The organism is Vibrio hepatarius (assembly GCF_018860525.1).
Taxonomy (GTDB): domain Bacteria; phylum Pseudomonadota; class Gammaproteobacteria; order Enterobacterales; family Vibrionaceae; genus Vibrio; species Vibrio hepatarius_B.
Genome location: NZ_JAHKPM010000005.1, coordinates 1 through 10,031, shown reverse-complemented (window position 1 = coordinate 10,031; position 10,031 = coordinate 1). Strand labels below are relative to the sequence as shown.

Sequence of the window (10,031 nt, the reverse complement as noted above, 5' to 3'; positions counted from 1 at the left end):
GGTGGTAGAGCGGAGACTTGGTAAGGATGAGGTCCCCAGTTCGAGTCCGGTTATCAGAACCTAAGAACTTATGTGTGGCGACCATAGCGTTGTGGACCCACCTGAACCCATGCCGAACTCAGAAGTGAAACACAATAGCGCCGATGGTAGTGTGGGGTCTCCCCATGTGAGAGTAGGACATCGCCAGGCTTCAAATTTAGACGTAAGTCTAACCAGTGCGGAGCGGTAGTTCAGTTGGTTAGAATACCGGCCTGTCACGCCGGGGGTCGCGGGTTCGAGTCCCGTCCGCTCCGCCATTTCTTCTAAACCCCAGCAGCAATGCTGGGGTTTTTCTATTTATTCAAACTTAAATGAACATAAGTCTATCAGGCTTTAAGTAATATATTTGGTTGAGTAAAGAACTTCCTATCTTCCCAGCGAATCATGGTTAAGTTGCCCCCCCATACACAGCCAGTGTCAAGGCCAATAACTCGTTTACCTTTGTAGCCTTCAAGTGCCGCCCAGTGACCAAATAAAATAGTTTTTTTGAGTTTTTTACGGTCTTTAAGTTCAAACCAAGGCTTTAAAGTACTTTGATCCATTTCTATTGGAGGCCGCTTACACTCCATATCTAAGCTGCCATCATGAAAACAAAATCGCATTCTAGTGAAAGCGTTTATGATATAGCGATAGCGCTCGATACCTTTAAGGTCATCGCACCATCTGCTTGGTTGATTATCGTACATATTTTCAATCAACCAAGGCCACTGGTTACTCTTAAGGATGGCTTCAACCTCACTAGCGCAGCTTCTAGCTTTTGATAATGACCACTGAGGAGTAATACCTGCGTGGCAGACAACAAACTCATCATGCTCTGCCAGCAGTGGCTGATGGCGAAGCCATTCCATGAGTTGGTTGCATTCACAAGATTCGAGAATGGCAATTGTTTTGTCTTTTTTCTTAGGGGGGTGTACACCTAAAAAAACACCAAGAAGGTGCAAGTCATGGTTTCCTAGTACGACTTTTACGCTATCGCCTAAGCTTTTAATAAACATTAGTGTATCTAATGATTTAGGGCCACGGGCAACAAGATCTCCTGCTACCCAGAGAACATCAGAGCCCTGATTAAACTTGACTTGTTTGAGCAATAGCTTCAGTTCATCGAAACACCCTTGGATATCACCGACAATGTAATTAGACACAAACAAATCCTACGCTGTAGTTAATTAAGAATATTTGGTAATGCAAGGCGAAATGGCTCGATTTCGGTTATGAATTCCTTTCCCTTTTCGTCGAGTAAAATATATTGACCTTGCATAACACCAACCGGTGTCTCAATAGCTGTTCCACTGCTATAAGTGTATTCATCTGTTCCGGAGATGAAAGGCTGTTGGCCTACCACGCCGTCACCTTCAATCGTCATTTGTTTTCCGTTAGCATCAGTAATCAGCCAGCGACGGCTGATGAGTTGTACGGTTTGGTTACTTAAATTTTTTATAGTGATGACGTAAGCGAAGACATAGTGCTTTTCATCAGGCTGAGACTGATCTGATATATATTTGGTATGAACTTGGACTTTAATACAAGGGGTTGCATCCATAGGGACTCCTGCGTATAAGTCAAAAATTAGAGTTGTCTGACGATATGATTACAACTCTAATTATATGTGGATTATTTGGGATTTGCGTCCAGCCAGTTAGCTAAATCGACAAATTGCTCTAGAGTTAAATTTTCTGGTCGCATACTTGGATTGATACCAAGTTGTTCTAAAATTTCAGAACTAACTAGTGACTTATAACAGTTTCGTACCGTTTTACGTCTTTGGTTAAAGCCTTCTCTACACACCCTGTCTAACCAATTTAGATTAGTAGCGGGAAAGGGAAGTGTCTCGTAAGGCGAAAGGCGAACGACTGCCGAATCAACTTTTGGTGGTGGGATAAATGCTGTTGGCGGAACTTCGAGTACAGGGACTATCTTACAGTAGTACTGAGCCATTACAGTTAGGCGACCATACGCCTTGGTTCCTGGACCTGCTGCTAACCTGTTAACTACTTCTTTTTGTAGCATGAAATGCATATCTTGAATATCTTTATGGTATTCAAATAGGTGGAACATCAGTGGTGTGGAAATATTATAAGGCAAATTACCAAAAATACGCAGCCTATTATTTGATTTGACTAGTTGTGTGAAGTCGAATCGCATAGCATCGCCTTCATAAATGGTTAGTTTGCTTGAGAGTTCTGGGTGATGTCTTAATCGTTCAGCAAGATCGCGATCAAGTTCGATCACGGTGAAACTATCGACCTCCCGGCCAACAGGTTCAGTAATAGCACCTAAGCCGGGACCTATTTCAACGAGGTTTTGGCCTGGTTGAGGGTTGATTGCAGATACGATTCCATCAATGATGTACGGATCGTTTAAGAAGTTTTGACCAAAGCGTTTTCTGGCTTTGTGCCCTAAATGGACATCATTTCTCATATATTTCTCAAGTTAACTAATTTTATTTTCGACGAGCTCTATTGCTTGAGCCAGTGCCGCTGTAAAACTTCCTGTATCAGCATGCCCTGTACCTGCCAAGTCTAATGCTGTGCCGTGATCAACGGATGTCCTGATAAAAGGTAAGCCTAATGTGATATTCACTGAGTTACCAAATCCTTTATATTTTAACACGGGAAGTACTTGATCATGATACATTCCTAGGATTGCATCTGCTTCTGCGAGATATTTTGGGTTAAATATAGTATCGGCAGGGAGTGGTCCTATAAGATCAATGCCTTTTTCTAGACGAAGTTGCTCTAGTGTAGGGGTGATTGTTTCTATTTCTTCTTTACCTAAGCAGCCATCTTCACCAGCATGAGGATTTAATCCACAGACATATATTTTAGGTGATGAGATCGCAAATTTTTTGATCAGATCTTCATGCAGTATACAGATGATCTTTTTCAGCCTATCAGCGGTAACTGCTTGCGAGACATCGGCTAGGGCAATATGAGTAGTTGCTAGTGCAACTTTTAGCCCTTCTGTTGCGAGCATCATAACAACTGAAGGCGTGTTTGACAGCTCGGCAAAATACTCCGTATGCCCACTAAAGGTGACGCCAGATTTATTAAGGATACTTTTATGTACGGGCCCCGTTACTAAGGCATCAAATTCACCACTTAAGCACCCTAAAGCTGCACGTTTTAAGGTGTTGAGAACATATTGACTATTATTGGTATCTAAACAGCCTGGTGCTACAGTTGAGTCTAGCGGCACATGCTCGATAACCAGCGTTCCTGCTTGCTGTGGTAATGGTTGAGCCGAAGAGTCATAGTCAATCAGCTCTATGTCAATATTGAGCTGTTTCGCACGTTGATTGAGCATGTTTTTATCAGCACATATGACAACCTGATGTGGCCAGTTCTTTTTAGCGAGAGATACCGCGAGATCTGGCCCTATTCCTGCTGGCTCTCCGGTAGTGACTATGATTCGCCTAATTGGCATCTTGAGTATCCTTAATGACTTCCACGAAAGCACTTGCTCTAATTTCCTGTAACCAGGCGCTAGCTTCTTCATTGAACTTACGGTTAAAGATAATACGATAGGCTTTGTTTTTTAGAGCTGAGTCTGTGCGGTCTACTTCTCTTTTGTCCATGACCTCAACAATGTGCCAACCGTGAACGGTTTTAAAAGGTTCACTGATTTGGCCAAGGCGAAGAGTGTCTATTTGATGTTTGAATTCAGGTACATAGATATCTGATGTTTGATATCCTAACTCCCCTTGCTGAGCAGCCGAACCTGGGTCTTGGCTGTATTGCTGTGCCATTTCTCCAAATGTAGCTTCGCCAGACTCAATTCGACGAGTTATATCAATCAATTCCTTCTTGACACCATCATCGCTGAGAATGACAGTTGGCTTGATAAGGATATGCCGCGCTTGTATTTCAGTAACGGCTACCGTCTCTAAACCTTTTACATTTTCAATCTTCAAGATGTGGAAGCCAATACCGCTGCGAAATGGGCCAATGATACTGCCTTTATTTTGTAGTTTGATTTGATCGGCAAATATAGTCGGCATTTCTTCTTTACGCATCCAGTCCCAACTTCCGCCCTGTAGTGCTTTAGGGCCTTTTGAATAGGTGTAGGCCATGGTGCTGAAATTTGCGCCTTCGTTAAGCTCTTTAACAATTTGATTCGCTTTTGCTTCAATCTCAGCCTTATTTTGACCTTCTTCGACTCGAAGTTGAATATGGCCCACTTTATATTGCACAGTTGCATTAGTCTCTTTGGCTAAAATATTGGCTAAGTTGTCTACTTCTGCCGGTAGAATATTAATACGGCGACGAACTAAAGCATTGCGAGCTTCGTTAGCCGCTATTTCTTTGCGAATCTGTTCTCTAAATTGAGCGTAGCTTAAGCCTTCTTTCGCTATTGATGCGTTTAACTGCTTGGCAGTTTGTTGGTTGTTTTTAGCAATTTCTTCGATAGCCTCGTTTAGACGGTTATCATCAATGCGCACGCCAATTCTTTCTGCTTCTTGTTGCTGTATTGTGTCAACGATCAATTTTTCTGTTACCTGCTCATGTAAAGTATCTTCATCTGGCAGTGTTTGTTGGTTCTTTTTCGCATTGGCACGAATAGTTTTCATTGATGCTTCGATATCACTTTGTAACACAACACCACTGTTAACAATGACAGCCACTTTATCTAATTCAGTTGGTTTTGCTTGGGTTGTTGACCATTGACTGACAATTAAAAGCCCAAGCCAGATTTTTTTCCAAAGTTTCATTGAATTACCTGTAAATAGTCTCGCCTGCGTCTCTGACGGTAGGCTTTATAATTAGTTGTTTAAGAAAAACGGTCGACCGTAGCCAAGAGAGTTATTAGCTCCTGTGGTGCCTGTAGCTCCTGAATCTGAACCTATATTTGTGCCAAACCCTATAATACCAAAGCTGATACTAAAGTTGTTTTCATAAGTTGGTGTAGAGTTTGGATAGCTTGAGAAATCAGGATCCCAGCTTTTTAGCTGGTTACTATAACTAAAACCAACATACCAGCAATCTGATCGATAGTTTATCCCTGCCAACCACTCAAGTGAATTCTCAGTGGTAAGATCATAGAAATATTGACCGCTAGCACTCCATTTTCGGGTTAGCTGATAGCTAGCAAGTACCCCAGCTTGGGATATGCCATTTTCTGTAATCGAGTCCAAATCATCAATATTATCAAGAGTGTTTTCTATATATTCGCGGGTTACGTAGCGATAGTTGCCTTGGATGTAACCATTGCCAAAGCTATACTCAAGAGTACTGTTGCCGAGTTGGAGTTCACTGGTGTCGATATCATATTGTAGACCACCATGGTAAAACAGATAATCATCATAGTTAAAATCCATCTCAATCGCCCAAGCTGAGTAGTTAGACTTGCTATCTTCGTCAGTTAAGGTTGAGTTTTTAGTGTCCTTATCAAGGTAGAAAATCTGGCCAAAGGAAATATTTAACCTTTCTTTGTATTGGTTGTCAAAAAATCGGGTGGAGGCACCATAACTAAACTGATTAGCCGCAGCTATGCGATCTACACCGCTATATTTACGGCTACGAAAAAGGCCGTAGTAGTCAGTTTGTAACAAGGTAGTGTCATAAAGGTAGATGTCGCTTTGATCTTTCTCCGGAACATAGAGGTACTGAACTTGGGGCTCTAGTGTTTGCGTGTAATTATCGAAAATAACGGTATCACGCTCAAGGGTAATCCCAGCATGAGTACGAAACTCTGGAATCACACGAGAGGTTGATTCTTTTAAATTGTATCCCTCGCTGGATAGTTCCGTTAGATTCAAACCATTTAGATCTTGTTGATAATAAGTGCTAAGCAATCGTGCTTCCGTTGTCCAAGTCCCCCATGATGTACCAAGGGGGATCTTCAATCCAGGTTCTACATGAACTCGTGTAGCGGATGGCTTTTCTGGATCATCGGTATCAAATTGAGAAATATGACTTGTTAAGTCAAAATCAAGGTAACGCATTACTTCTGGTGCGTAATAATTAAACTCGAGCTGTGGTAAAAGGCGGTATGGTGTATTGCTGCTTTCGGTTAAAAGTTGAAAATCTCGAGTAAGAAGCGAGGCATCCCAGTTTGAAGAACGATATGTCACAACGGCTTCTTGGAGCAATTGTCCGTCAGACTGATTGCCAAGGCCTGAACCAGTGTCGGTGAAATATCTGATATCACTGACCTTTGAATAATCGATTCCAAACTTCCAGTTTTCTTGAAAAATACCAGAGTGTTGCCACTGCACTCCCCAGCGATCTCCTTGCTCTGGATATTTATCATCATCTGGCAAATATTCTGACTTAATTGTGCTGTAGCCAAAATCAGACAAATAACGGAATTCACTATTGAGCTGTGTGCCACGATTTTGCATGGACTTAATTGTAGTTTCCAAGTCGTAGTTCGGTGCTAGGTTCCAATAAATGGGTACTTCCATTTCGAAGCCATCGCTTGACCCATAGGAAACCGTTGGATAGAGGAAGCCAGTTTTACGAGTATCTCCTATTGGGACTGTCAGAAACGGAAGATAAAAAACGGGGACATTTTGAATCTCAAAACGTGGGTTGTAAAAAGTGGCTTCTTCTTCGTTCTGATCTATGTCTATACTAGATGCCCTCATACGCCAAGAGCTATCTCCTTCGGGGCATGAGGTGATTGTACCATCTTCAACTTCGTATATTGCTTTGCCAGTTTTGGCAACGTATACCGCTTCTCCTCGACCAGGTTCACATAAAAATTTATAGTTAGTGTTCTCTAGTGTCACTTCTTCAGTATTAAGGTCATGCACGGCTTTATCTGAGATGGTCTTTAGTTGACCATCACTAAATATCACATTACCTTCTGCTACAACGATGTTATCTTTTTGGTGGACAGTCACGTTATCCGCTTTCATACGTTTTTTACCTTGGGTAACGGTAACATTACCCGAGTATGTCGCTTTATCACCATTTATTGCTTCTAGATGGTCAGCATCAACATTGACGGGTTGTTGTTTCGCATTTTCAGGTTCGACCTCATTGACCAAACATTGGTCAATGAGGTCTAATGTCTGACATTGGCCAATAAATGGCATTTCTCGTGGAGAGTCCACTGTAGAGTCTTCAGCCTTAGCCTGAGGCATAATAAGAGCGGTGCTAATTGAAGTGGCTAACAAGGTGCGAGAAAAACGTGACATCGAGTATGACTATCCTGTTGAACTTGATATATCCGGTGAATAGATGACCGAATGTAAAATAAAACGGTCCTTATGATAAAGGAATTTACAGCTTACGGCACTATCAGACTGCTTTATGAAGAAAAAATTCAGAGATTGAGAGTAAACAATGCATATTTTCGGAAAAATACTGGGCACTTTTTTTGGTTTTCTTGTCGGAGGGCCATTTGGAGCTATTTTTGGTTTATTTTTAGGCCACCAATTCGATAAGGCTCGTCGTTTGAAATTGGCAGGCTTTAACTCAGGTTTTGGCTCTGGTCCTAGTCAAAGTGAAAGGCAGGCAGAATTTTTTAAAGCAGCATATGCCGTAATGGGCCATGTAGCTAAAGCTAAGGGACAGGTTACACCGGAAGAAATTCAGTTAGCAACGACTATGATGGAGCGTATGAATCTTCATGGTGAGTTGCGCAGAGCTGCACAAGAGGCATTCCGAGAAGGTAAAGAGCGTGATTTTCCTTTAGAAACGGTTTTAGAACGCGTGCGGATCTCTGCAGGAGAACGATTTGATTTAATGCAGTTCTTTTTAGAATTGCAGATATCAGCCGCATTTGCTGATGGAGAGCTGCACCCAAGCGAGCGTGATGTCCTACATAAAGTTGCCCGCGGACTAGGCTTTTCTTCCGAACAGCTTGAGCAGCGCTTAAAGATGCAGGAGGCTGCTTTTAGGTTTCAGCATGGAGGGGCATTTGGTGGCCATTCGAAAGGTGGGCAGTCTCATCGTTCAAGTGATGGTTGGCAACAGGCTTCTTCAGCCAGTCAACTTAGCGACGCATACAAGCTTTTAGGTATAGATAGCAATTCAGATGCAAAAAAAGTCAAACGTGCTCATCGAAAATTAATGAATGAGCACCATCCAGATAAGTTGATGGCCAAAGGACTTCCGCCTGAGATGATGAATGTGGCTAAAGAGAAGGCGCAAGAAATTCAAAGTGCTTATGATTTGATAAAAAAAGCAAAAGGCTTTTAATCGAAAAGCGATCAGTAAAAAACGAGTGTATTAAAAAAGCCTGATGAAAATATTCATCAGGCTTTTTGTATTTGGTGGCCCCTCGCAGATTTGAACTGCGGACCAATCGATTATGAGTCGACTGCTCTAACCACTGAGCTAAGGGGCCTTTGTAGGTCAACGATTATAGGGGATGATGATAGTGCTGTCTAGACACTAAATAGGGTAAACCAGTCTATATTTTAGCCACTTAAACTGTTTGGTCATAAAAAAGGCGAGCCGTTGCTCGCCTTTTGACCTAATTGTTTAACTATTCATCTAAGAAGCTGCGCAGAGTTTCTGAACGGCTAGGATGACGAAGTTTACGCAATGCTTTAGCTTCAATTTGACGAATACGCTCACGAGTCACATCGAATTGTTTTCCAACTTCTTCAAGAGTGTGGTCAGTATTCATATCGATACCAAATCGCATACGAAGTACTTTAGCTTCACGTGGTGTTAGGCCAGCCAAAACGTCTTTGGTGGCAACTTTCAAGCTCGTAGAAGTAGCTGAATCTAATGGGAGCTCTAAAGTAGTATCTTCGATAAAGTCGCCTAAATGCGAATCTTCATCATCTCCAATAGGGGTTTCCATTGAGATAGGCTCTTTCGCAATTTTTAGAACCTTACGTATTTTATCTTCCGGCATTTGCATGCGTTCTGCCAACTCTTCTGGGAGTGGCTCTCTACCCATTTCCTGTAACATTTGGCGAGAGATACGATTTAGCTTGTTGATCGTTTCAATCATGTGTACTGGAATACGTATGGTGCGAGCTTGATCTGCGATAGAGCGTGTGATTGCCTGTCTAATCCACCATGTTGCGTAAGTTGAAAACTTGTAACCACGACGGTATTCAAACTTATCGACAGCTTTCATCAAACCAATATTACCTTCTTGGATAAGATCCAAGAATTGTAAACCACGGTTAGTGTATTTTTTAGCGATGGAAATAACGAGGCGCAAGTTAGCCTCAACCATTTCTTTCTTCGCTCGGCGTGCTTTTGCTTCACCGATTGACATCCGACGACTGATGTCTTTTATGTTTTGAACCGTTAAAGACGTTTCATCCTCAATCATCTTAAGTTTCATGATTGAACGGCGAATATCGTCTTCACTACGCTGAATTTTTTCTGCGTAAGGTTTATCAGAAGAAAGAATTTCATCTAACCAAGCTTCGCTGGACTCATTGCCCGTAAAGAGTGTGATAAAAGACTTCTTCGGCATTTTTCCGTATTCAACAGACGCTTTCATAATTAAGCGCTCTTGGGTGCGTACACGCTCCATAGAAGTTCGTAATTCGTTAACTAAGTAGTCAAACTGCTTTGGTGTCAGACGGAATTCTTTAAATACATCTATAACGAGCTCATGAGCGATTTGAGCTTTAGGGCTTTCATTGCCGTATTCATTGCAAGCTAATTGATAGTTTTGGAACGTATTGCGAAGCGAGGTGAATTTTTCGAGTGCGAGTTCAGGGTCAATACCTGTTTCTTCTTCCTCTTCCTCTTCGTCACTGTCTTTTTCTGCATCTTCGTCATCTTCGTCTTCTAAGTCCGACTCAGCGAGTTCTGAACCTATGTGTGTTGCAGTTGGTGCTGTTGTTTCATCAGCATCAGGGTCGACGAATCCAGTAATCAGATCAGTAAGGCGCAACTCTTCAGCTTGAACTTTATCGAATTGCTCAAGAATATAAGGAATTGTTCCTGGATACTCTGCTACGGCATTTTGAACTTGGTTAATACCATCCTCAATGCGCTTGGCAATATCGATCTCGCCTTCACGAGTCAGTAGTTCTACTGTTCCCATCTCACGCATGTACATGCGTACTG

Annotated in this window: 8 protein-coding genes, 2 tRNA genes and 1 rRNA gene; 3 read left to right on the top strand and 8 right to left on the bottom strand. The window is 42.1% G+C overall.

Going from position 1 to position 10,031, the window contains the following annotated elements; genetic code table 11:
* Positions 1-73: 73 nt before the first annotated feature.
* Together rrf and KO511_RS00755 are read left to right on the top strand one after the other, a co-directional pair.
* Positions 74-189: ribosomal RNA gene (gene rrf / locus KO511_RS00760) — 5S ribosomal RNA — on the top strand.
* Between the two features lie 30 nt (positions 190-219).
* Positions 220-296: transfer RNA gene (locus tag KO511_RS00755), tRNA-Asp, on the top strand.
* 69 nt (positions 297-365) lie between these two features.
* Here the strand turns inward: KO511_RS00755 and KO511_RS00750 are convergent.
* The 6 genes from KO511_RS00750 to lptD all read right to left on the bottom strand — a co-directional run bounded on the left by KO511_RS00750 (position 366) and on the right by lptD (position 7,180).
* Complete coding sequence (locus KO511_RS00750; protein WP_215985615.1) at positions 366-1,181, bottom strand: symmetrical bis(5'-nucleosyl)-tetraphosphatase; 816 nt, start codon at positions 1,179-1,181, stop codon at positions 366-368.
* A gap of 20 nt (positions 1,182-1,201) precedes the next feature.
* Positions 1,202-1,579, bottom strand: coding sequence for a Co2+/Mg2+ efflux protein ApaG (gene apaG, locus KO511_RS00745; RefSeq protein WP_215985614.1), 378 nt, complete (start codon positions 1,577-1,579; stop codon positions 1,202-1,204).
* A gap of 71 nt (positions 1,580-1,650) precedes the next feature.
* Positions 1,651-2,457, bottom strand: coding sequence for a 16S rRNA (adenine(1518)-N(6)/adenine(1519)-N(6))-dimethyltransferase RsmA (gene rsmA / locus KO511_RS00740; protein WP_215985613.1), 807 nt, complete (start codon positions 2,455-2,457; stop codon positions 1,651-1,653).
* A 12-nt stretch (positions 2,458-2,469) separates the two neighbouring features.
* Complete coding sequence (pdxA, locus tag KO511_RS00735; RefSeq protein ID WP_215985612.1) at positions 2,470-3,462, bottom strand: 4-hydroxythreonine-4-phosphate dehydrogenase PdxA; 993 nt, start codon at positions 3,460-3,462, stop codon at positions 2,470-2,472.
* Positions 3,452-4,747 carry a peptidylprolyl isomerase SurA gene (gene surA / locus KO511_RS00730; protein ID WP_215985611.1) on the bottom strand — a complete coding sequence of 432 codons (1,296 nt, stop codon included), beginning with the start codon at positions 4,745-4,747 and terminating at the stop codon, positions 3,452-3,454. The genes pdxA and surA overlap by 11 nt, the downstream gene beginning before the upstream one ends.
* A gap of 51 nt (positions 4,748-4,798) precedes the next feature.
* Positions 4,799-7,180, bottom strand: coding sequence for an LPS assembly protein LptD (gene lptD, locus KO511_RS00725; protein WP_215985610.1), 2,382 nt, complete (start codon positions 7,178-7,180; stop codon positions 4,799-4,801).
* Positions 7,181-7,328: 148 nt separating this feature from the next.
* Between lptD and djlA the strand changes: the two genes are divergently transcribed.
* The gene (gene djlA, locus KO511_RS00720; RefSeq protein WP_215985609.1) at positions 7,329-8,186 is read left to right on the top strand and encodes a co-chaperone DjlA; all 858 of its coding nucleotides are present in this window, start codon (positions 7,329-7,331) and stop codon (positions 8,184-8,186) included.
* Positions 8,187-8,258: 72 nt separating this feature from the next.
* On the opposite strand, the gene KO511_RS00715 is transcribed toward djlA, so the two are convergent.
* Both KO511_RS00715 and rpoD read right to left on the bottom strand, forming a co-directional pair.
* Positions 8,259-8,334: transfer RNA gene (locus KO511_RS00715), tRNA-Ile, on the bottom strand.
* Positions 8,335-8,475: 141 nt separating this feature from the next.
* Positions 8,476-10,031: RNA polymerase sigma factor RpoD (rpoD, locus tag KO511_RS00710; RefSeq protein WP_215985608.1), on the bottom strand; the 1,556-nt coding region annotated here is incomplete at its 5' end.